Source organism: Microbispora sp. NPDC049633, assembly GCF_040675265.1.
In the GTDB taxonomy this organism is placed as follows: domain Bacteria; phylum Actinomycetota; class Actinomycetes; order Streptosporangiales; family Streptosporangiaceae; genus Microbispora; species Microbispora maris.
The window spans coordinates 24,050-44,993 of sequence record NZ_JBFAOO010000049.1 but is presented as its reverse complement, the minus strand read 5'-3'; the positions used below and the strand labels follow the sequence as shown (position 1 = coordinate 44,993).

The following is a 20,944-nucleotide window of genomic DNA, read 5'->3' as shown; positions in this document are numbered from 1 at the left end:
TGCCTAGTTTATTGCCTTTAGTACCTAGGTTTGCATTCGCTAGATGGGGGGGCGCGGGGGATCGCTTTTTGGCTTGCGTCCGGCGCTGTGTACTGGGGGGCCGGCCGGCCGCCGGAGCGGCCGGTGGACCGGGTCCACGCGGTCACCGCGCCCGTTGTGGACGACCGGCCGCAGTACACCTGGCAGGACTTCGAGCTCGACGACTCGCCGACGCGGGCCGCGCCCCACCCGCCCGACGCACCCGACCTGCGGGACGGCAGACGGCACTGCGGGCCGCTGGAGCGCATCCTGTACCGCGAGTGGGACGCCGCCGAAGGGCCTCCGTCCGCCGACGCCGTACGGGCCGTGGACAGCCTGGCGAGGCTGCCCGAGCAGCTCAAGACGAAGCTCGCCATCGGGCTCGAAGGCATCTACGTCGGGCGCGGCGGTGTGCCCGACCTGGACGACATGGGCTACCTGCGCGGCGCGCCGCTGCCGTCGGGACGGGCCACCTGGGACATCTGCGCCGGCGCGTACGGCGACCGCAAGATCGTGGTGGGGGACCGGCCGTCGCCGACGCCCGACGTGATGATGCACGAAGTGGGGCATGCGCTGGACGACGTGGACGCGGGTCCGGGAGAGTGGGTGTCGGACTCCCCGGAGTTCGCGGCGCTCTACGAGGAGTGCCTGCCGCTGTTCGCGTCGTCGTTCCATCGGCAGCCCGGCGGCCTGGGGCGCAAGGAGTTCTTCGCCGACGCGTTCGCGGCGATCGCGTCCCGGCAGCGTCCGGCCCTGGTCGACATGCTGGGCGGCGACACGCGGACGGCCCTCAACGTCATGCTCTTCTTCAACCGGCGTTTCGGAATCTAGGTGATTCGGATGTACGTGATCCGGCTCGGCGACGGCACGCTGCGCGTGCCCCGGTCACTGACCACCGATGACGGGCGCCTCATCGGCAACGCGTACGTGGAGGTCACGCCGGGCGAGCCCGGCTACGAAGGCTGGCTGGCCGAGTCGATCACCGAGGAGGAGGACGCCGAGCGCCGGCGCCGCTGGCGTGAGGGCGACGACGCGCTCGAGCAGGCGTTCCTGGCCTTCAAGGCGGAGCAGGACTGACGTACCCGGCAAGGGAGCAGGACAGGCCGGGGACGCAGACTCGACGTGGGACTGACTCCGGTGACCCTGCGGCGTCCGGGTAGCGCGCAGGATCACCTGGTGCTGGTACTGCGTCAGACTCGCGGGGAGTCGCCGTTCGGCCTTTCGGCCGTGAGGACGTCCTCTCCGCGAAGGAGGGCGTGCACTTCCGATTCACGGAACCGCCGGTGCCCCCCGGGGGTACGGATGCTGCTGATGCGCCCGGCCGCGGCCCAACGGGTCACGGTCTTCGGGTCGACCCTGAAGAGAGCGGCAACCTCTCCAGGAGTCAGCAGTCGCTCGCTGCTACTCTCCACAATCTCTCCCCCTCGCGTCCCGCGTCCTGCAGCGGGCGGACAGGTAACCAGTGTGCCGAGCGAAGCCTGATTTATCCGTGGTTTTCGGAGAAGATCACGGGTTGTTACCGGCTCAGTGCCCGATTGTTATATGATAGAGCCTCTTTGGGGCGCTCATGGGTGTTTCTTTACAAAAGCGCCTTGTTGTGAACACTAGCAGTGCCCGCAGCAGATGCGAAGAGAGACTGGCGGGCCGGGAGGGTGACGTAACCTCGACGCTGTGCATCCGGTTGTCGTTTACACCCTTTCGCGCCTCGGCCTGTTCGCCGTCGCTCTCGGCGTCCTGTATCTCGTCGGCCTGCGGTCGTTCCCGCTTCTCCTGGTCGCCGTCCTGGTCAGCGGTCTGGCCAGCTACGTGCTGCTGTCCAAACAGCGCGACGCGGTGAGCGAGCGCATCGCCGGGAAACGGCGGGAGGCGGGGAAGAACTAGGTCGCCGGGAACATGCCGACGCGGGCATGGTACTCATGCCCGAGCTCCGTCGTGTCGCTTCCCACCAAAAGACCTGTCTTTACGGTCAGGAAGGCCTTTACCCCGATTCCCCTTTCCCTCGTCGGGTTCCATCGCAGCGCCCTGCCTCTGACCGGGTCGATCGCCCCGATGCCGGGCCGGTGGACCGCCCCCGGGCCGGCCGTGTCGGCGCCCTTCGGGTTGTCCAGCCAGCGCTGGTGTCCGCCCACGTAGACGGCGGACCCCGTGACCGCGACCGCGTACAGGGAGTCGCCTCCGGTCAGGTTCACCCAGGTCGGGCGGATCGCCTCCCCCTTCGCGTACGTCTCGAACCTGGCGGCGGAGTCGCACAGCTTCGAGGTGCCGCGCGCCGCCCCGCCGGTCGTGACGACCACGAAGTAGCGCCCGTCCGGAGACAGGTCTAGCCCCCGCACGTACGACGGGAAGTCCGGCTTGCATGCCGGGGCGTACGCCTCGGTGTGCCAGTCGGCCACCTGCCCGGTCGTGAGGTCGATCACACCGAGCTGCGGGCGGCGCAGGCCGTCGAGCGTGGTGAACGCGCCGTCCACCACTAAGCGGTCGCGGACGGCGGCCATCGCGTGGATCCGGGGATCGCCGCGGCGCCCGTCGCCGGGCGTGACGGTGAACCGGGGGTCGACCGCGCCGGTCTCGGCGTCCACGCGGGCCAGCGCCGTGCGCGGGCTCCGGCCGATCCTGCTGAAGTCGCCGCCCACGTAGAGCGCGCCGCCCAGCCGTACCAGGCTGGTGACGTCCCCGCCGTAGACGGGGGCGGAGAAATCGCCGGCGACGGCGCCGTCGGACACGCGGAGGCGGACCAGGGCCCGGTCGGGCATCCCGAAGGCGCCGCCCACGTAGACCGTGTCGCCGGGACCGGCGGCCAGCGCGGCCACCGGCCCGTCGAGATCCGGCGCGAAGTCGCGCAGCACGCGCCCGGTGTAGAGGTCGAAGGCGAAGACGTTCGCCCGCGGCAGGTCCTCCCCGCCCCGGGCCTCGCGGACCGCGCTGAACTCGCCCCCCACCACGACGGTGCGGCCGACCAGCGCGAACGCGGTCACGATGCCGTCCACCACGTGCGGTGTGGTGTTCACCGGATTCTCCGACACCACGCGGGGCTGGCGGATGCGGGCGGACGCCGTGACGGCTGGGAGAAAGGCGGCGCATGTGACGAGCGATGCGACCGGAAGCAGTGCGGTGGTGACGCGCATTCCCCAATTTCTAGCAGACTCAGCGTAATCGGAAAACTACGTTCCGCTTATCCGGTGGCGGTGGTGAGGGGGCGCGCCCGTCGCGTCCTAGGCTTGCCTGCATGACGCGCGCATCGCTGGACAAGCAGCCGCACGAGGTCGCCGCGATGTTCGATCGCACGGCCCGGCGCTACGACCTGGTCAACGACGTCCTCTCGCTCGGCCAGGACCGCCTGTGGCGGAAGGCCACCGCGGCGGCGATCGACGCGGGGCCCGGCGAGCTGGTCCTCGACCTCGCCGCGGGCACCGGCACCTCGACCGACGCGTTCACCGAGCTCGGGGCGCGGGCGATCGCGTGCGACTTCTCGCTCGGCATGCTCCGCACCGGGGTCGAGCGGCGCGGCGGTTCCGGTCTGTACGGCGGGGGCGTGCGCGGGGTGACGTTCGTCGCGGGCGACGCGCTGCGTCTGCCGTTCCGCGACGAGACGTTCGACGCCGTCACGATCTCCTTCGGCCTGCGCAACGTGGCCGACACCGAGCAGGCGCTGCGCGAGATGCTGCGGGTGACCCGTCCGGGCGGCCGGCTGGTGATCTGCGAGTTCTCCCGGCCGACGCCGAAGTCGTTCGACCTCGTCTACTCGCAGTACCTGATGAAGCTGCTGCCGCCGGTGGCCCGGATGGTCAGCTCGAATCCCGAGTCCTACGAGTACCTCGCCGAGTCGATCCGGGCCTGGCCGGACCAGGAGGCGCTGGCGCGGATCATCCAGCGGGCGGGCTGGCGGAAGGTGGCCTGGCGCAACCTCACGCTCGGCATCGTCGCCCTGCATCGGGCGGTCAAAGCGTGATGAGGCGTGCTTGGCCGTACCCCTCTGACACTTCGCCCCGGATAGGGGTTAGACTGCGGCGCGACAGTTTGTGAAGTTGTTCACAAAGGCACGAAGGTCTAAACCAATTTCGAGGCCTTCCTTCCCTGGAACGGACAGGTCCCCCGTGAGTGAGCGAACCCGCGTGACGCGGAGAGAGGTCGACGCCGACGTCATCGTCGTCGGCGCGGGCCCCGCGGGTGCCACGACGGCCTTCCACCTCGCCCGCGCCGGTCTCGACGTGCTGCTCCTGGAGAAGACGCGCTTCCCCAGGGAGAAGGTCTGCGGTGACGGGCTGACCCCGCGGGCGGTGAAGGAACTCGTGGCCATGGGCGTCGACATCGACGCTCCCGGCTGGATCAGGAACAAGGGGCTGCGCGTCTACGGCGGCGGCATGCGCCTCGAACTCGACTGGCCCGAGCTGTCGAGCTATCCCGACTTCGGCCTCGTGCGCACCCGCGCCGACTTCGACCAGATCCTCGCCAGGCACGCCGAGCGCGCGGGCGTCCGGCTGCGCGAGGGCGTGAACGTTACAGGCCCCCTGCTCGACGAGCGCAGCGGCCACGTCGTGGGCGTGACGGCCAAGGCGGACGGCGAGGAGGTGTCCTACCGCTCGCGGCTCGTGGTGGCGGCCGACGGCAACTCGACCCGGCTGTCGATCGCGCTGGGCCTGCACAAGCGTGAGGACCGCCCGATGGGCGTGGCGGTGCGCACCTACTACAAGAGCCCGCGCCACGACGACGACTATCTGGAGACGTGGCTGGAGCTCTGGGACGGCGACCGGCTGCTGCCCGGCTACGGCTGGGTCTTCCCCGTCGGCGACGGCACCTCCAACGTCGGCCTCGGCCTGCTGAACACCAGCGACGCCTTCAAGAACATCGACTACCGCGACCTGCTGCGGCGGTGGATGAAGAACACGCCGGAGGAGTGGGGCTTCACCGAGGAGAACATGACGGGCCCGATCAGGGGCGCCGCGCTGCCGATGGGCTTCAACCGGCAGCCGCACTACTCCCGCGGGCTGGTTCTCGTCGGCGACGCGGGCGGGTCGATCAACCCGTTCAACGGCGAGGGCATCGCGTACGCCATGGAGACCGGCAGGACCGCGGCCGAAGTGATCGCGCAGGCGCTGTCCCGGCCGACGCCCGCCCAGCGTGAGCGCGTATTACTCGCGTATCCTCGTATGCTCAAAGACGCCCATGGCGGATACTTCACCCTCGGCCGACTGTTCGTGGAGGCGATCGGGAGGCCGGGTGTGATGAGCTTCGCCACCCGGCACGGGATGCCCCATCCCGCCCTGATGAGATTCGCCTTCAAGCTGCTCGCTAATCTCACAGACCGGCGGGGCGACGTCTCCGACCGCATAATCAACGCCCTGTCCAAGGTGGCTCCGCCATCATGATCGCCGAAGCCAGCATGACTGAAGCCCGCATGACCGAGACGATGCGCATGTCGCCCCCGGCCCCGCAGGTGGCCGCCCGGCCGGCCGCGCCCTCCGGCATTCTCGTGATCGCCCAAATTCATCGAGTAAGCGAGGACATGTAGCCATGGAGCTGTATGTGCCGATCGTGGTGCTCGCGGTCCTCGCGGCGGGATTCGCCGTGTTCTCCGTGAGCATCGCGCCATTCACCGGGCCCAAGCGCTGGAACCGCGCGAAGCTGGACGCCTACGAGTGCGGCATCGAGCCCACTCCGCAGCCGGTCGGCGGCGGCCGATTCCCGCTGAAGTACATGATCACCGCGATGTTGTTCATCGTGTTCGACATCGAGATCATCTTCCTCTATCCGTGGGCGGTGGCCTTCGACAAACTCGGCGTGTTCGGGCTGGTCGAGATGGTGCTGTTCATCGTCACCGTTCTCGTGGCGTACGCCTACGTGTGGCGGCGTCGCGGCCTCGATTGGGATTAGCCATGGGTCTTGAAGAGAAACTCCCGAGCGGGTTCATCCTCACCACCGTCGAGCAGGTGGCGGGCTGGGCCCGGAAGAACTCCGTCTGGCCGGCGACCTTCGGTCTCGCGTGCTGCGCCATCGAGTTGATGGCCACCGGCGGCCCGAAGCACGACCTGGCCCGCTTCGGCATGGAGCGCGCCTCCGCCTCCCCGCGGCAGGCCGACCTCATGATCGTGGCCGGCCGGCTGTCGCAGAAGATGGCGCCCGTCCTCCGCCAGATCTACGACCAGATGGCCGAGCCCAAGTGGGTCATCGCGATGGGCGTCTGCGCGTCCAGCGGCGGCATGTTCAACAACTACGCCATCGTCCAGGGCGTGGACCACGTGGTGCCGGTCGACATCTACCTGCCCGGCTGCCCGCCGCGCCCGGAGATGCTGATCGACGCCATCGTGAAGCTACACGACAAGATCCAGAACATGAAGTTCGGCGCGCACCGCGAGAAGCAGATCGAGGAGCTCGAACTCCAGGCGCTGCGCACGCTGCCGCTGATCGACCAGGGAGCCGGGAAGTGACCACCGAGAACCTGCCCGGGCTGCCCGAGGAGCCCGTCGCCCGCAGGGGCATGTTCGGCGTCAAGGACAGCGGCGACACCTCCGGCTACAACCGCCTGGTCGTCCGCCGCCCGCCGAAGCTGTCCAGCAGCCGGCCGTACGGGTCGTACTTCGACGAGGTGGCCGACGCGCTGGAGCCGGCGTTCGCCGACGCGATCGAGCGTGTGGTCGTCGACCGCGGTGAGATCACCTTCCACGTGCGGCGCGAGCGGCTGCCCGAGGTGATGAAGCACCTGCGTGACGACCCGGCGCTGCGGTTCGAGCTGTCGCTCGGCGTCTCGGGGGTCCACTACCCCGAGGAGATCGGTGCGGAGCTGCGCGCCGTCTACCACCTGTGCTCCATCACGCACAACCGGCGCGTCCGGGTGGAGGTCTCCTGCCCCGACGCCGACCCGCACATCCCCTCCACGGTTCAGGTCTACCCCACGCACGACTGGCACGAGCGCGAGACGTACGACTTCTTCGGAATCGTCTTCGACGGCCACCCGGCGCTGACCCGGATCGAGATGCCGGACGACTGGGAGGGACACCCGCAGCGCAAGGACTACCCGCTCGGCGGCATTCCGGTGGAATACCGCGGCGCCGAGGTCCCCGCGCCGGACCGGAGGAGGTCGTACTCGTGAGCGTCGACCTGCACGAGTGGACGAGGGCAGCGAGGAGAGCGTCGTGAGCACCACCGAGACCGAGGGCCGGATCTACGACGTCGCCGGTCAGGACTGGGACGAACTGGTCAAGACCGTCAGCGAGTCGGCCGAGGAGCGCCTCGTCGTCAACATGGGCCCGCAGCACCCGTCGACGCACGGCGTGCTCCGGCTCGTGCTGACCCTCGACGGCGAGACCGTGACCGAGGCCCGCACGGTGATCGGCTACCTGCACACCGGCATCGAGAAGAACATGGAGTACCGGACGTGGACCCAGGGGGTCACGTTCGTCACCCGCATGGACTATCTCGCGCCGATCTTCAACGAGACCGCCTACTGCATGGGGGTCGAGAAGCTTCTCGGGATCACCGACAGGATCCCGGACCGGGCGCAGGCCCTCCGGGTCCTGACGATGGAGCTCACCCGGATCTCCTCCCACCTCGTCGCGATCGCGACGTTCGGCATGGAGCTGGGCGCGACGACGCCGATGCTGTTCGGCTTCCGCGAGCGCGAGATGGTGCTCGACCTGATGGAGTACATCACCGGCCTGCGGATGAACATGGCGTACGTCCGGCCGGGCGGCGTCAGCGTCGACCTGCCGGCCGGCGCCGTCGACAAGATCGGCGAGTTCCTCAAGATCATGCCGGGGCGGATCAAGGAGATGCGCAAGCTCCTCGACGCCAACCCGGTCTACACCCGGCGTACCAAGGACGTGGCCTACCTCGACCTGACCGGGTGCATGGCGCTCGGGATCACCGGGCCCATGCTGCGGGCCGCCGGCCTGCCGTGGGACCTGCGCAAGTCCCAGCCCTACTGCGGCTACGAGACGTACGAGTTCGAGGTGGCGACGCAGAACACCTGCGACGTGTACGGCCGCTACCTCGTGCGCATGGCCGAGATGGACGAGTCCCTCAAGATCATTGAGCAGGCGCTCGACCGGCTGTCCGGCCCGCTCAAGGGCGGCCCGGTGATGATCGAGGACAAGAAGATCGGCTGGCCGTCGCAGCTCGCGCTCGGCCCCGACGGCCTCGGCAACTCGCCCGACCACATCGCCCACATCATGGGCAGCTCGATGGAGGCCCTGATCCACCACTTCAAGCTGGTGACCGAGGGCTTCCGGGTGCCGGCCGGGCAGGCGTACGCCTCGGTCGAGTCGCCGCGCGGCGAGCTGGGCGCGCACGTGGTCAGCGACGGCGGCACCCGGCCCTACCGGGTCCACTTCCGCGACCCGTCGTTCACGAACCTGCAGGCGGTGCCCGCGACGTGCGAGGGCGGCATGGTCGCCGACGTCATCTCCGCGGTCGCCTCGATCGACCCGGTCATGGGAGGTGTGGACCGATGACGTACTCCCCAGAGGTCCGTGAGCGTCTGGAGACGGACGCCAAGGAGATCATCGGCCGCTACCCCCGGCCGCGTTCGGCGCTGCTGCCGCTGCTGCACCTGGTGCAGTCGGAGGACGGCTACATCTCCGACGCCGGGCAGGAGTTCTGCGCCGAGATGCTGGGCCTGTCGAAGGCCGAGGTCGTCGGCGTCGCGACCTTCTACACCATGTACAAGCGCAAGCCGGCCGGTGAGTACAACGTCGGCGTCTGCATCAACACGCTGTGCGCGGTCATGGGCGGCGACCAGATCTGGGACGAGCTCAGCGAGCACGTGGGCGTCGGCCACGACGAGACCACCGGCGACGGCAAGATCACGCTGGAGCGGCTGGAGTGCAACGCCGCCTGCGACTTCGCGCCGGTCATGATGGTCAACTGGGAGTTCTTCGACAACCAGACCCCGGAGTCGGCCAAGCAGCTCGTCGACGACCTGCGCGCCGGCAAGGAGGTCGCGCCCACGCGCGGCCCGCGCCGGCTGTGCACGTTCAAGGAGGCGTCCCGGGTCCTCGCCGGCTTCCCCGACGGCCAGGCCGCCGAGGGCCCGTCGGCCGCCGGTCCGTCGCTGGAGGGCCTGAAGGTCGCCAAGGCCAACGGCTGGGAGGCCCCCAAGGCCGAGGGGAGCGCGGAATGACAACGCGGAGAGAACCCGACGCAGTGAGCGGAGCGGTCCGCGAGGTACGAGCGGCCCGCGCAGCGAACGAGGAGCGGTGAGCGACCAAATGACACAGCTTACGCCGATCCTGACGAGGAACTGGGACCAGGACGACTCGTTCACCATCGACGGATACGGCGAGTACGCGGCCGCCAAGAAGGCCCTGGGCATGGACCCCGACGCCGTCATCCAGGCGGTGAAGGACTCGGGCCTGCGCGGCCGCGGCGGCGCGGGCTTCCCTACCGGCATGAAGTGGGGCTTCATCCCGCAGGGCGACGGCAAGGCCCACTACCTCGTGGTCAACGCCGACGAGTCGGAGCCGGGGACCTGCAAGGACATCCCGCTCATGATGGCCAACCCGCACGCGCTGGTCGAAGGCGTGATCATCGCGTCCTACGCCATCCGGGCCAACCACGCCTTCATCTACATCCGCGGCGAGGTCGTCCACGTCATCCGCCGGGTGCAGGCCGCGGTCCGCGAGGCGTACGAGAAGGGCTACCTCGGGACGGACATCTTCGGCTCGGGTTACGACCTCGAACTCGTCGTGCACAGCGGCGCCGGGGCGTACATCTGCGGCGAGGAGACCGCGCTGCTCGACTCGCTGGAGGGCTACCGCGGCCAGCCCCGGCTCAAGCCGCCGTTCCCGGCGGTCGCCGGCCTGTACGCCTCCCCGACGGTGGTCAACAACGTCGAGTCGATCGCGAGCGTGCCGAGCATCATCGCCAACGGCGCCGACTGGTTCGCCGGGATGGGCACCGAGAAGTCCAAGGGCTTCGGCATCTTCTCGCTGTCGGGCCACGTGACCCGGCCGGGCCAGTACGAGGCCCCGCTGGGCATCACGCTGCGCGAGCTGCTCGACATGGCGGGCGGCATCCGCGAGGGCCACGAGCTGAAGTTCTGGACGCCGGGAGGCTCCTCGACGCCGATCTTCACGGCCGAGCACCTCGACGTGCCGCTCGACTTCGAGTCGGTCGGGGCCAAGGGCTCGATGCTCGGCACCCGCGCCCTGCAGATCTTCGACGAGACGACCTGCGTGGTCCGCGCGGTGATGCGGTGGACCGAGTTCTACGCGCACGAGTCCTGCGGCAAGTGCACGCCCTGCCGTGAGGGCACCTTCTGGCTCAAGCAGGTGCTCAAGCGGCTGGAGAAGGGCCAGGGCACCGAGGACGACCTGGCCACCATCACCGACATCGCCGACAACATCCTCGGCCGTTCGTTCTGCGCCCTCGGCGACGGTGCGACGAGCCCGATCCACTCGTCGGTGAAGCACTTCCGCGACGAATACCTCAAGCACTTCGAGATCGGCGGCTGCCCGTTCGATCCCGCCGCTTCCACGGTGTGGGGGTCCAAGTGACAGTTCAGACGACGCAGCCGGAGCAGCCGGTCGTGGACATGGTCTCCCTGACCATCGACGGCTTCCAGATCAGCGTCCCCAAGGGCACGCTGATCATCCGGGCCGCGGAGCTGCTGGGGATCCAGATCCCCCGGTTCTGCGACCACCCGCTGCTCTCGCCGGCGGCCAACTGCCGCCAGTGCCTGGTCGACATCCCCGACGCGGGCAATGGCCGCGGCTTCCCCAAGCCGCAGCCGTCCTGCGCGATCGAGGTCGCCGAGGGCATGGTGGTCAAGACGCAGCTCACCTCGCCGGTGGCCGAGAAGGCCCAGCGCGGCGTGATGGAGATGCTGCTGCTGAACCACCCGCTCGACTGCCCGGTCTGCGACAAGGGCGGCGAGTGCCCCCTGCAGAACCAGGCCATGTCGAACGGCCAGGGCGAGAGTCGCTTCACCGAGCAGAAGCGGACGTTCGAGAAGCCCATCCCGCTGTCGAGCGAGGTGCTGCTCGACCGCGAGCGGTGCATCCAGTGCGCCCGCTGCATCCGGTTCTCCGAGCAGATCGCCGGTGACCCGCTCATCGACTTCTTCGAGCGCGGGGCCAAGGAGCAGGTGGGCGTCGCCGACGGCGAGCCGTTCCAGTCCTACTTCTCGGGCAACACCATCCAGATCTGCCCGGTGGGCGCGCTGACCGGCGCGGCCTACCGGTTCCGCTCCCGCCCGTTCGACCTGGTCTCCACGCCGAGCGCGTGCGAGCACTGCGCGTCGGGCTGCTCGCTGCGCACCGACCACCGCCGCGGCAAGGTCACCCGCCGTCTGGCCGGGGACGACCCGCAGGTCAACGAGGAGTGGAACTGCGACAAGGGCCGCTGGGCCTTCACCTACGCCACCGCGCCCGACCGGCTGCGGTCGCCGCTGGTCCGTGACGAGAGCGGCAAGCTCGTCCCGACCTCCTGGCCGGACGCGCTGGCCGTCGCGGCCGAGGGCCTGCTGCGGGCCCGGGGCAAGGCCGGCGTGCTGGTCGGCGGGCGGCTCACGGTCGAGGACGCCTACGCCTACAGCAAGTTCGCCCGGATCGCCCTCGGCACCAACGACATCGACTTCCGGGCCCGCCCGCACTCCGAAGAGGAGGCGCGCTTCCTCGCCCACGCCGTCGCCGGCAAGGGCATCGAGGTCTCCTACGCCGACCTGGAGACGGCCCCGGCCGTGCTCCTGGCCGGGTTCGAGCCCGAGGAGGAGTCGCCGATCGTCTTCCTGCGCCTGCGCAAGGCGGCGCGCAAGCGGGGCCTGAAGGTCTACTCGCTCGCGCCGTTCGCCACGCCGGGCCTGGCCAAGATGCAGGGCACGCTGATCCGCACGGCGCCCGGCGCCGAGGCCGAGGCGCTCGGCGACCTGGTCGGCGGCGACGTGCTGCCCGCCGGCTCGATCGTCCTCGCCGGCGAGCGGCTGGCCACCGCCCCCGGCGCCCTGTCCGCGCTCGTACGGCTCACGCAGGCCACCGGCGCCCGGCTCGCCTGGGTGCCGCGCCGGGCCGGTGAGCGCGGCGCGCTGGAGGCGGGCGCCCTGCCGGGCCTGCTGCCGATCGGCCGCCCGGCCTCCGACGAGGCCGCCCGCGCGGAGGTCGCCAGGGTGTGGGGCGTCGGCTCGCTGCCCGGCGCGCCCGGCCGCGACACGGCGGGCATCATCGAGGCCGCGCTGAACGACGAGGTCGACGCGCTGGTCGTGGCGGGTGTCGACCCCTACGACCTGCCCGACCCGGCCCGGGCCCTGGCGGCGCTGGAGAACACGCCGTTCATCGTCAGCCTGGAGATCCGCGCCAGCGCGGTCACCGACCGGGCCGACGTGGTCCTGCCGGTCGCCGCGGTGGCCGAGAAGTCCGGCACGTTCGTCGACTGGGAGGGCAGGGGCCGCTCGTTCGGCGTGGCCACGGCCGTCCCCGGTCTGATGAGCGACCTGCGGGCCATCGCCTCGATCGCCGACCAGATGGACGTCCACCTCGGCCTGCCCGACCCCGCCGCCGCCCGGCGGGAGATGGCCACGCTCGGCTCCTGGAAGGGCACCCGCCCGGCCGCGCCGGCGGTCACCGGCCGTCCGGTCAGGGAGCCGCAGGCCGGTGAGGCCGTGCTGGCGACCTGGCACCTGCTGCTCGACGACGGCAGGCTGCAGGACGGCGAGCCGTACCTGGCGGGGACCGCCCGCTCGACGGCGGCGCTGCTGTCGGAGGCGACGGCCGCGGAGATCGGCGCGGTCGACGGCGGCAAGATCACCATCGGTGACGACGTGGTCGTGCCGGTGCGCGTCGCGGACCTGCCCGACCGTGTCGTGTGGGTGCCGTCCAACTCCGCCGGCCTGTCGGTCACGCGCGACCTGCGCGCGGTCGCCGGAGACGTCGTAAAGATCGGGAGCGTCTCGTGAACAACCCCGGACCCACGCTGAGCGACTTCGGCCACGATCCTCTGTGGATCACGATCATCAAGGCCGTCGCGATCTTCGTGTTCCTGATGCTGGGCGTGCTGATGGGCGTGTGGACCGAGCGCAAGCTCATCTCGCGCATGCAGCACCGCTACGGCCCCAACCGCGCAGGCAAGTTCGGCCTGCTGCAGACGGTGGCCGACGGCCTGAAGATGGGCCTGAAGGAAGACATCATGCCACGCACCGTGGACAAGGTGATCTACTTCCTGGCCCCGGTGATCATCGCCGTCCCGGCCTTCCTGGCCTTCTCCGTCGTGCCGTTCGGGCCGATGGTGTGGATGTTCGGCCACAAGACGCCGCTGCAGCTCACCGACCTGCCGGTCGCGGTGCTGCTGGTCCTGGCCACGGCCTCGATCGGCGTCTACGGCGTGGTGCTCGCCGGGTGGGGCTCCCGCTCGCCGTACGCCGTGCTGGGCGGCCTGCGCTCGGCCGCCCAGGTCGTGTCGTACGAGATTGCGATGGGCCTGTCGTTCGTCGCGGTGTTCCTCCAGGCGGGCACGCTGTCCACCTCGGAGATCGTGGCGAAGCAGGCGGGCGGCGGCACCTGGGACATCGGCGCGCTGTCCATCCCGATGCCGTCCTGGTACGTGGTCTCGCTGATCCCGTCCTTCCTGATCTACGCGATCACGATGCTGGGCGAGACGAACCGCGTGCCCTTCGACCTCCCCGAGGGCGAGGGCGAGCTGGTCGGCGGCTTCCACACGGAGTACTCCTCCTCGCTGAAGTTCGCGATGTTCATGCTCGCCGAGTACGTGAACGTCTTCACCGTCTCGGCGATGGCGATCACGTTGTTCTTCGGCGGCTGGCGGGCTCCGTGGCCGATCTCCATGTGGGACGGCGCGAACTCCGGCTGGTGGCCGATGCTGTGGTTCTTCATCAAGCTGGTCATCGCGTTCGGCTTCTTCGTCTGGGTCCGCGCCTCGCTGCCGCGGGTCCGGTACGACCAGCTCATGGCCTTCGGCTGGAAGGTGCTCATCCCGGTCAACCTGGCCTGGATCCTGATGGCCGCCACGTTCAAGGCGCTGCGCCTGCCGGACAGCAACCGCGCGGTCATCATGACCATCGGCGCGGTCGTCATCATCGGCGCCCTCGCGATCTGGCTCCGGTTCGACACGGTCAACCAGCGCCGCAAGGAGGCGAAGGCCGCCCAGATCGAGGAGGAGTTCGAGCAGCTGCGGGAGGAGCCGGTCGCGGGCGGGTTCCCCGTGCCGCCGCTCGACGCCCCGCACTACCACGGAGTCGTGCCCGCCGCGCGTCTCAATTCCGACGCCGCCAAGGAGGTGACCAGTGGGAGCAACTGATTGGCTGAACCCGATCAAGGGATTCGGCGTCACCTTCCACCACATGTTCAAGAAGCCGGTGACCGTCAACTATCCGGAGGAGAAGCGGCCCACCGCGCCGCGCTTCCACGGAAGGCACCAGCTGAACCGGTGGCCCGACGGGCTGGAGAAGTGCGTCGGCTGTGAGCTGTGCGCCTGGGCCTGCCCGGCCGACGCCATCTACGTAGAGGGCGGCGACAACACCGACGAGGAGCGTTTCTCGCCGGGTGAGAGGTACGGCCGCGTCTACCAGATCAACTACCTGCGCTGCATCCTCTGCGGGCTGTGCATCGAGGCGTGTCCCACCCGGGCGCTCACGATGACCAACGAGTACGAGCTCGCCGACTCCAGCCGCGAGTCGCTGATCTTCACCAAGGAGATGCTCCTCGCACCGCTGGGACCGGGCATGGAGCAGCCGCCCCACCCGATGCGCCTCGGCGAGACCGAGGAGGACTACTACCGGTTGGGTCGAAGCAATGGGTGAGTCCATCACGTTCTGGGTGCTCGCGGTCATCTCGGTGATCGCCGCGCTCGGACTCGTCTTCAGCCGCAGGGCCGTCTACTCGGCCCTCATGCTCGGCGTCGTCATGCTCTCGCTGGCGGTGCTGTACGCGGTCCAGGACGCTCCGTTCCTGGCGGCCGTGCAGATCATCGTCTACACCGGCGCGGTCATGATGCTGTTCCTGTTCGTGCTCATGCTCGTGGGCGTGGACTCGTCCGACTCCCTCGTGGAGACGATCAGGGGCCAGCGGTTCTGGGCCATCGTGGGCGGGCTCGGCTTCGCCGTCCTGCTCGCGGCCGGCATCGGCAACGCGGTCGTCGGCGCCCCCAGGGGCCTGACCGCCGCCACCCAGGCGGGCAACGTGCCCTCCCTGGCCGAGCTGATCTTCACGCGCCACGTGTTCGCCTTCGAGGTGACCTCGGCGCTGCTGATCACGGCCGCGCTCGGCGCGATGGTGCTCGCGCACCGGGAGCGCAGCGAGCCCAAGCCGACCCAGAAGGACCTGTCCCGGCAGCGCTTCGTCGCCTTCGGCAAGACGGGCAAGAACCCGGCGCCGCTGCCCGGCCCCGGCACCTACGCCCGGCACAACGCCATCGACATGCCGGCGCTGCTGCCCGACGGGTCGGTCTCGCCGCTGTCGGTCAACCGGTACATCGCGCGGTACGAGGAGTCCCAGGGCATGCTGCCCCCGGAGGTCGCCCGCGTGCTGGAGCAGGAGGAGGCCGCCCAGCGGGCCAACGGGCACTCCAACGGGCACAGCACCCCGACGGTCGCCGAGGAGGCCAGGGACGGCGGTCCCGACACCGAGCCCATGGCCGAAGAGGGCCCGGTGGAAGAGGGCGTCGTGGCCGGCCGGGTCGTCAGCGCCCGCGCTGACGCCCGGAGCGAGGAGGACGGCAAGTGACCACGCACTACCTGGTGCTCTCCGCGCTGCTGTTCGCGATCGGCGGCGTCGGCGTGCTCGTACGGCGCAACGCCATCGTGGTGTTCATGTGCGTCGAGCTCATGCTCAACGCCTGCAACCTGGCGTTCGTCACCTTCGCCCGGCAGAACGGCAACCTCGACGGCCAGCTCATCGCGTTCTTCGTGATGATCGTGGCCGCCGCCGAGGTGGTCATCGGCCTGGCCATCATCGTGACGATCTTCCGAACCCGCAGGTCCGCGTCGGTCGACGACGTCAGCCTGCTGAAGTACTAAGAGGTGGCCGTGGAACCCGCTGAGATCATCCAGCACTCCGGCGGAGCGATCGGAGCAGCCTGGCTCATGATCGCTCTGCCCCTGGTGGGAGCGGCGGTCCTCCTGCTGGGCGGCCGGAGGACCGACAAGTTCGGCCATCTGCTGGGCGTGCTCATGGCCGTCGCGTCCTTCGTGGTGGCGGCGCTGTCGTTCGTACAGCTCCTCGGCTTCGCCCCCGGCGAGCGCCGCCGCGGGATCGAGCTGTACGACTTCATCCCGGGCCTGGCGAAGGTGGGCCTGCTGGTCGACCCGCTGTCGATCTCGTTTTGCCTGCTGATCACCTTTGTGGGCTCGCTGATCCACGTCTACTCGATCGGCTACATGGCGCACGACCCGAACAGGCGGCGGTTCTTCGCCTACCTCAACCTGTTCGTCGCGGCGATGCTCCTGCTGGTGCTGGCCGACAACTACGTCGCCCTGTTCGTCGGCTGGGAGGGCGTCGGCCTCGCGTCGTACCTGCTGATCGGGTTCTGGCAGCACAAGCCCTCGGCGGCGACCGCGGCCAAGAAGGCGTTCATCGTCAACCGCGTCGGCGACTTCGGCCTGCTGATCGGCATCTTCACGATCTTCGCGACGTTCCACACGCTGGCCTTCGACGGCGTCCTGGCGAACGCCGACAAGGCGTCCTCCGGCACGCTCACCGCGATCGGCCTGCTGCTGCTCGTCGGCGCCTGCGGCAAGTCGGCGCAGCTCCCGCTGCAGTCCTGGCTCCTCGACGCGATGGAGGGCCCGACCCCGGTCTCGGCCCTCATCCACGCGGCGACCATGGTCACCGCCGGCGTCTACCTGATCGTCCGGTCCGGCCCGATCTTCATCGGCACCGAGACCGCGCAGCTCGTGGTGACGATCGTCGGCGTCGCGACGCTGCTCGCCGGTGCGATCATCGGTACCGCCAAGGACGACATCAAGAAGGCGCTGGCCGGTTCGACGATGTCGCAGATCGGCTACATGGTGCTCGCCGCGGGCATCGGCCCGGCGGGCTACGCCTTCGCGATCGCGCACCTGATCACGCACGGCTTCTTCAAGGCCGACATGTTCCTCGGCGCGGGCTCGGTCATGCACGCCATGAACGACGAAGTGGACATGCGGAAGTACGGCGCCCTGCGCAAGGTCATGCCGCTCACGTTCTGGACGTTCCTCATCGGATACCTGGCGATCATCGGGTTCCCGCTGCTGTCCGGCTACTTCACCAAGGACGGCATCATCGAGACCGTGATGGAACACAACGCCGTCCTCGGCTGGCTGGCCGTCCTCGGCGCGGGCATCACCGGCTTCTACATGTCGCGCCTGGTGTTCATGACGTTCTTCGGCGCCAAGCGCTGGGAGCCCACGGCCCACCCGCACGAGTCGCCCGCCGTCATGACGGTGCCGCTGATCGTCCTGTCGATCGGCGCGATCGTCCTGGGCTGGTTCCTCATCATGGGCAACCGGTTCATGACCTTCCTCGCGCCGGCCGTCGGCGCGCCGGAGGAGATGCCCTCGTTCCACCCGTTCAGCGTCCCCGGCCTGACCACGCTCGCGCTCGTCGCGGTCGGCGCGGCCTTCGCCTGGATGAAGTACGGCAGGGCCGAGGTGCCCGCGGTCGCCCCGCGCGGCTCGTTCCTCACCACCTTCGCCCGTCGTGACCTGTACGGCGACGCCCTGAACGAGGCGCTGTTCATGCGCCCCGGTCAGTGGCTGACCCGCCTGGCCGTGTTCTTCGACAACCGCGGCGTCGACGGCCTCGTGAACGGCCTGGCCGCGGGCATCGGCGGCACGTCCGGGCGCCTGCGCCGGGTCCAGACCGGGTTCGTCCGCTCGTACGCGCTGTCGATATTCCTGGGTGCCGCCCTCCTGGCCGGTGCCTGGCTCGTCGTAGGGAACCTGTGATGCCCTGGCTTTCAACCCTGATGGGCGTGTCCGTACTCGGCGCGCTGGGCGTGACCCTTGTCCGCAACGACAAGCTCGCCAAGCAGTTCACCCTCGTGGTGTCGCTGATCGTGCTGGCGCTGACCGTCGCCATGGCGGTCCAGTTCAGCCCGAACGGCGACAAGTTCCAGTTCGCCGAGACGTACGACTGGATTCCCGCGTTCGGCGTCCACTACGGCGTCGCCGTGGACGGCATCGCTCTGGTGCTCATCCTGCTGTCGGTGATCCTCGTGCCGATCGTGGTGCTCGCCTCCTGGCATGACGCCGAGGCCGGCAAGCGCTCGGTCCGGACGTACTTCTCGCTGCTGCTCGTGCTCGAGGCCATGATGATCGGCGTCTTCGCGGCGACCGACGTCTTCCTCTTCTACGTCTTCTTCGAAGCCATGCTGATCCCGATGTACTTCATGATCGGGTCGTACGGCGGGGCGCAGCGGTCGTACGCGGCCGTGAAGTTCCTGCTGTACTCGCTGTTCGGCGGGCTGCTGATGCTGGTGGCGGTGATCGCGCTCTACTCGATCGCCGGCAAGGGCACGTTCATGTTCACCGACCTGGTCGGGACCATCCAGGACGTGACGACGCAGAAGTGGCTGTTCCTCGGCTTCTTCATCGCCTTCGCGATCAAGGCGCCGCTGTGGCCGTTCCACACCTGGCTGCCGGACGCCGCCGCCCAGGCCCCCGCCGGCGCGGCCGTCCTGCTGGTCGGCGTGCTGGACAAGGTCGGCACGTACGGCATGCTGCGCTTCTGCCTCGAGCTGTTCCCCGACGCCGCGAAGTTCTTCACGCCGCTGGTCATCACGCTGTCGGTGATCGGCATCGTGTACGGCGCGATCGTGGCGATCGGGCAGACCGACATGAAGCGGCTCATCGCCTACACCTCGGTGTCGCACTTCGGCTTCATCGCGATGGGCGTGTTCGCGATGACCACCAGCGCGGGCGCGGGTGCCACGCTCTACATGGTCAACCACGGCTTCTCGACCGGCGCGCTGTTCCTGATCGCGGGCTTCCTCATCTACCGCAGGGGCTCGCAGTTCATCGCCGACTACGGCGGCGTGCAGAAGGTCGCCCCGATCCTCGCCGGGACGTTCCTGGTGGCCGGCCTGTCCAGCCTCTCGCTGCCCGGTCTCAGCACGTTCGTCAGCGAGTTCATGGTGCTGACCGGCACCTACCAGCGCTACGTCGTCCCGGCGGTGATCGCCACCGTCGGCGTCATCCTCGCCGCGATCTACATCCTGTGGATGTACCAGCGGACGATGAACGGTCCGACGGCCGAGTCGGTCAAGTCGCTGCCCGACCTGAACGCCCGGGAGAAGTGGGTGGTGGCGCCGCTCGTCGCGCTGCTGCTGGTGTTCGGCTTCTATCCGAAGCCGCTGCTCGACGTGATCAATCCCGCCGTGAAGGACACGCTGTCGAGCGTGTCGGTCACGGACCCGCAGCCGGCCGTACCCGTTGCTCAGGAGGGCCAGTAGTGAACGGCACCATTGAGGCGCCCACGATCGAGTACGCCCAGCTGGCGCCGCTGCTCGTCGTCTTCGGCGCGGCGATCGTCGGCGTGCTTGTGGAGGCGTTCGCCCCGCGCTACCTGCGCTCGGCGATCCACCTGCCGCTCACGCTGCTGTCGCTGGCCGGCGCGTTCGCGCTGGCCGTCTGGCAGGCGGTCAAGGGCGTGCCCACCGAGCCCGCCGCGATGGGCGCGGTGGCCGTGGACGGCCCGGCGCTGTTCATCTGGGGCACGATCCTCATCCTCGCCTTCGTGAGCGTGCTGCTCATCAAGGACGAGGAGCACTTCGTCGGCTCCGCCGCGGCCGTGCCGGGCTCGGCCGAGGAGGAGCAGTCGCTGGTCGAGCGCGCCACGCACACCGAGGTCTACCCGCTGCTGCTGTTCGCGGTCGGCGGCATGCTGCTGTTTCCGGCGGCCAACGACCTGCTCGTCGCGTTCGTCGCCCTCGAGGTCATGTCGCTGCCGCTGTACCTGCTGTGCGGCCTGGCCCGGCGCCGCCGCCTGCTGTCGCAGGAGGCCGCGGTCAAGTACTTCCTGCTGGGCGCGTTCTCCTCGGCCTTCTTCCTGTACGGCACGGCCCTGCTCTACGGCTTCGCCGGTTCGGTCGACCTCGTGAAGATCAACCAGGCGCTCGGCGCGGTCGGCGGCCAGGACACGCTGCTCTACATCGGCGCGGCCATGCTCGGCGTCGGCCTGCTGTTCAAGATCGGCGCGGCGCCGTTCCAGGCGTGGAAGCCGGACGTCTACCAGGGCTCGCCCACGCCCATCACCGCGCTGATGGCCTCCGGCACCCTGGTGGCCGCCTTCGGCGCGCTGCTGCGGGTGTTCTGGGTCGGTCTCGGCGGTCTCGACTGGGACTGGCGCCCGGTGCTGTACGGTGTGGCGATTCTCACGATGGTGGTCGGCGCGGTCCTCGCGATCACGCAGACCGACATCAAGCGGATGCTCGCCTACTCGTCCATCGCCCACGGTGGCTTCCTGCTCATCGGCGTGATCGCCACCGGTCACACCCAGGCCGAGAACACCTCGGCCCTGTCCGGCCTGCTGTTCTACCTGGTGGCGTACGGCTTCACCACGGTGGGCGCGTTCGCGGTCGTCACGATGGTGCGCGACGCGGGCGGCGAGGCGTGGCACCTGTCCCGCTGGGCCGGGCTCGGCAAGCGCTCGCCGCTGCTGGCCGGGGTCTTCGCGTTCTTCCTGCTGGCCTTCGCCGGTATCCCGCTGACCAGCGGGTTCTTCGGGAAGTACGCGGTCTTCCAGGCGGCCGTCGCCAACGGCGCCACGCCGCTGGTCATCATCGGCGTGGTCGCCTCGGCCGTCGCCGCGTTCTTCTACGTCCGTGTGATCGTGCTGATGTTCTTCAGCGACCCGGCCGCCGACGGCCCGTCCGTCGTGCTGCCCTCGCGGGGGACCGCGGCGGTCGTCGGTGTCGCGGCATTGGCTACGGTAGTTCTCGGGGTTTATCCCCAGCCCGTGCTGGACCTCGCGCACACGGCAGCACAGTCCCTGTTCGTCCGATAGGA

Annotated in this window: 22 protein-coding genes; 20 read left to right on the top strand and 2 right to left on the bottom strand. The window is 69.4% G+C overall.

Features of this window, described 5'->3' with window-relative positions:
- Positions 1–123 precede the first annotated feature (123 nt).
- Together AB0J39_RS15695 and AB0J39_RS15690 are read left to right on the top strand one after the other, a co-directional pair.
- On the top strand, positions 124–849 hold the full coding sequence (locus tag AB0J39_RS15695) for a hypothetical protein (RefSeq protein ID WP_363464705.1): 726 nt from the start codon (positions 124–126) through the stop codon (positions 847–849).
- Between the two features lie 9 nt (positions 850–858).
- On the top strand, positions 859–1,095 hold the full coding sequence (locus AB0J39_RS15690; protein ID WP_363464702.1) for a hypothetical protein: 237 nt from the start codon (positions 859–861) through the stop codon (positions 1,093–1,095).
- 113 nt (positions 1,096–1,208) lie between these two features.
- Here the strand turns inward: AB0J39_RS15690 and AB0J39_RS15685 are convergent, their stop codons facing one another.
- On the bottom strand, positions 1,209–1,430 hold the full coding sequence (locus AB0J39_RS15685) for a BldC family transcriptional regulator (protein ID WP_079315524.1): 222 nt from the start codon (positions 1,428–1,430) through the stop codon (positions 1,209–1,211).
- A 259-nt stretch (positions 1,431–1,689) separates the two neighbouring features.
- Between AB0J39_RS15685 and AB0J39_RS15680 the strand changes: the two genes are divergently transcribed.
- On the top strand, positions 1,690–1,899 hold the full coding sequence (locus tag AB0J39_RS15680) for a DUF4229 domain-containing protein (protein ID WP_346225051.1): 210 nt from the start codon (positions 1,690–1,692) through the stop codon (positions 1,897–1,899).
- On the opposite strand, the gene AB0J39_RS15675 is transcribed toward AB0J39_RS15680, so the two are convergent.
- Entirely contained in the window at positions 1,896–3,026 is a 1,131-nt protein-coding gene (locus AB0J39_RS15675) for a hypothetical protein (RefSeq protein ID WP_363464699.1), read from the bottom strand. The genes AB0J39_RS15680 and AB0J39_RS15675 overlap by 4 nt on opposite strands.
- Positions 3,027–3,244: 218 nt before the next feature.
- On the opposite strand from AB0J39_RS15675, the gene AB0J39_RS15670 reads away from it, so the two are divergent.
- The 17 genes from AB0J39_RS15670 (at position 3,245) to nuoN (ending at position 20,942) form a co-directional block, all read left to right on the top strand.
- A complete protein-coding gene (locus AB0J39_RS15670; RefSeq protein WP_363464696.1) occupies positions 3,245–3,967 on the top strand; it encodes a demethylmenaquinone methyltransferase in 723 nt (240 codons plus the stop codon).
- A gap of 163 nt (positions 3,968–4,130) precedes the next feature.
- Complete coding sequence (locus AB0J39_RS15665) at positions 4,131–5,384, top strand: geranylgeranyl reductase family protein (protein WP_363464694.1); 1,254 nt, start codon at positions 4,131–4,133, stop codon at positions 5,382–5,384.
- Positions 5,381–5,527, top strand: coding sequence for a hypothetical protein (locus AB0J39_RS15660; RefSeq protein WP_363464691.1), 147 nt, complete (start codon positions 5,381–5,383; stop codon positions 5,525–5,527). The genes AB0J39_RS15665 and AB0J39_RS15660 overlap by 4 nt, the downstream gene beginning before the upstream one ends.
- Positions 5,528–5,529: 2 nt before the next feature.
- Positions 5,530–5,889, top strand: coding sequence for an NADH-quinone oxidoreductase subunit A (locus tag AB0J39_RS15655; protein WP_079315519.1), 360 nt, complete (start codon positions 5,530–5,532; stop codon positions 5,887–5,889).
- A 2-nt stretch (positions 5,890–5,891) separates the two neighbouring features.
- The gene (locus AB0J39_RS15650) at positions 5,892–6,443 is read left to right on the top strand and encodes an NADH-quinone oxidoreductase subunit B (RefSeq protein WP_169980970.1); all 552 of its coding nucleotides are present in this window, start codon (positions 5,892–5,894) and stop codon (positions 6,441–6,443) included.
- Positions 6,440–7,105, top strand: coding sequence for an NADH-quinone oxidoreductase subunit C (locus AB0J39_RS15645; RefSeq protein ID WP_363464688.1), 666 nt, complete (start codon positions 6,440–6,442; stop codon positions 7,103–7,105). Before AB0J39_RS15650 ends, AB0J39_RS15645 begins: the two co-directional genes overlap by 4 nt.
- 43 nt (positions 7,106–7,148) lie before the next feature.
- Positions 7,149–8,465 (top strand): NADH-quinone oxidoreductase subunit D, encoded by a 1,317-nt coding sequence (locus AB0J39_RS15640; protein ID WP_363464686.1) that lies wholly within the window; start codon positions 7,149–7,151, stop codon positions 8,463–8,465.
- On the top strand, positions 8,462–9,133 hold the full coding sequence (nuoE, locus tag AB0J39_RS15635; protein ID WP_363464683.1) for an NADH-quinone oxidoreductase subunit NuoE: 672 nt from the start codon (positions 8,462–8,464) through the stop codon (positions 9,131–9,133). The genes AB0J39_RS15640 and nuoE overlap by 4 nt, the downstream gene beginning before the upstream one ends.
- An 88-nt stretch (positions 9,134–9,221) precedes the next feature.
- Positions 9,222–10,508 carry an NADH-quinone oxidoreductase subunit NuoF gene (nuoF, locus tag AB0J39_RS15630; RefSeq protein ID WP_363464680.1) on the top strand — a complete coding sequence of 429 codons (1,287 nt, stop codon included), beginning with the start codon at positions 9,222–9,224 and terminating at the stop codon, positions 10,506–10,508.
- Positions 10,505–12,901, top strand: coding sequence for an NADH-quinone oxidoreductase subunit G (locus tag AB0J39_RS15625; protein WP_363464678.1), 2,397 nt, complete (start codon positions 10,505–10,507; stop codon positions 12,899–12,901). The genes nuoF and AB0J39_RS15625 overlap by 4 nt, the downstream gene beginning before the upstream one ends.
- Entirely contained in the window at positions 12,898–14,259 is a 1,362-nt protein-coding gene (gene nuoH, locus AB0J39_RS15620) for an NADH-quinone oxidoreductase subunit NuoH (protein WP_363464677.1), read from the top strand. Before AB0J39_RS15625 ends, nuoH begins: the two co-directional genes overlap by 4 nt.
- On the top strand, positions 14,246–14,761 hold the full coding sequence (gene nuoI, locus AB0J39_RS15615; protein ID WP_111700538.1) for an NADH-quinone oxidoreductase subunit NuoI: 516 nt from the start codon (positions 14,246–14,248) through the stop codon (positions 14,759–14,761). The genes nuoH and nuoI overlap by 14 nt, the downstream gene beginning before the upstream one ends.
- Positions 14,754–15,683 carry an NADH-quinone oxidoreductase subunit J gene (locus AB0J39_RS15610; protein WP_363464674.1) on the top strand — a complete coding sequence of 310 codons (930 nt, stop codon included), beginning with the start codon at positions 14,754–14,756 and terminating at the stop codon, positions 15,681–15,683. Before nuoI ends, AB0J39_RS15610 begins: the two co-directional genes overlap by 8 nt.
- Positions 15,680–15,976, top strand: a complete 297-nt coding sequence (gene nuoK / locus AB0J39_RS15605) for an NADH-quinone oxidoreductase subunit NuoK (RefSeq protein ID WP_030506864.1) — start codon at positions 15,680–15,682, stop codon at positions 15,974–15,976. Before AB0J39_RS15610 ends, nuoK begins: the two co-directional genes overlap by 4 nt.
- 66 nt (positions 15,977–16,042) lie before the next feature.
- A complete protein-coding gene (gene nuoL / locus AB0J39_RS15600) occupies positions 16,043–17,884 on the top strand; it encodes an NADH-quinone oxidoreductase subunit L (RefSeq protein ID WP_363464710.1) in 1,842 nt (613 codons plus the stop codon).
- Positions 17,884–19,389: an NADH-quinone oxidoreductase subunit M gene (locus AB0J39_RS15595; protein ID WP_182907084.1), complete on the top strand. Its 1,506-nt coding sequence runs from the start codon at positions 17,884–17,886 to the stop codon at positions 19,387–19,389. Before nuoL ends, AB0J39_RS15595 begins: the two co-directional genes overlap by 1 nt.
- The gene (gene nuoN / locus AB0J39_RS15590) at positions 19,389–20,942 is read left to right on the top strand and encodes an NADH-quinone oxidoreductase subunit NuoN (protein ID WP_363464670.1); all 1,554 of its coding nucleotides are present in this window, start codon (positions 19,389–19,391) and stop codon (positions 20,940–20,942) included. The genes AB0J39_RS15595 and nuoN overlap by 1 nt, the downstream gene beginning before the upstream one ends.
- Positions 20,943–20,944 lie beyond the last annotated feature (2 nt).

Coding starts and splice junctions, on each gene's coding strand:
- AB0J39_RS15650 (WP_169980970.1), top strand. CDS start 5,892: ATGGGTCTTGAAGAGAAACTCCCGAGCGGGTTCATCCTCACCACCGTC.
- AB0J39_RS15670 (WP_363464696.1), top strand. CDS start 3,245: ATGACGCGCGCATCGCTGGACAAGCAGCCGCACGAGGTCGCCGCGATG.
- AB0J39_RS15595 (WP_182907084.1), top strand. CDS start 17,884: ATGCCCTGGCTTTCAACCCTGATGGGCGTGTCCGTACTCGGCGCGCTG.
- AB0J39_RS15610 (WP_363464674.1), top strand. CDS start 14,754: ATGGGTGAGTCCATCACGTTCTGGGTGCTCGCGGTCATCTCGGTGATC.
- AB0J39_RS15655 (WP_079315519.1), top strand. CDS start 5,530: ATGGAGCTGTATGTGCCGATCGTGGTGCTCGCGGTCCTCGCGGCGGGA.
- nuoL (WP_363464710.1), top strand. CDS start 16,043: ATGATCGCTCTGCCCCTGGTGGGAGCGGCGGTCCTCCTGCTGGGCGGC.
- AB0J39_RS15690 (WP_363464702.1), top strand. CDS start 859: ATGTACGTGATCCGGCTCGGCGACGGCACGCTGCGCGTGCCCCGGTCA.
- AB0J39_RS15660 (WP_363464691.1), top strand. CDS start 5,381: ATGATCGCCGAAGCCAGCATGACTGAAGCCCGCATGACCGAGACGATG.
- nuoE (WP_363464683.1), top strand. CDS start 8,462: ATGACGTACTCCCCAGAGGTCCGTGAGCGTCTGGAGACGGACGCCAAG.
- nuoF (WP_363464680.1), top strand. CDS start 9,222: ATGACACAGCTTACGCCGATCCTGACGAGGAACTGGGACCAGGACGAC.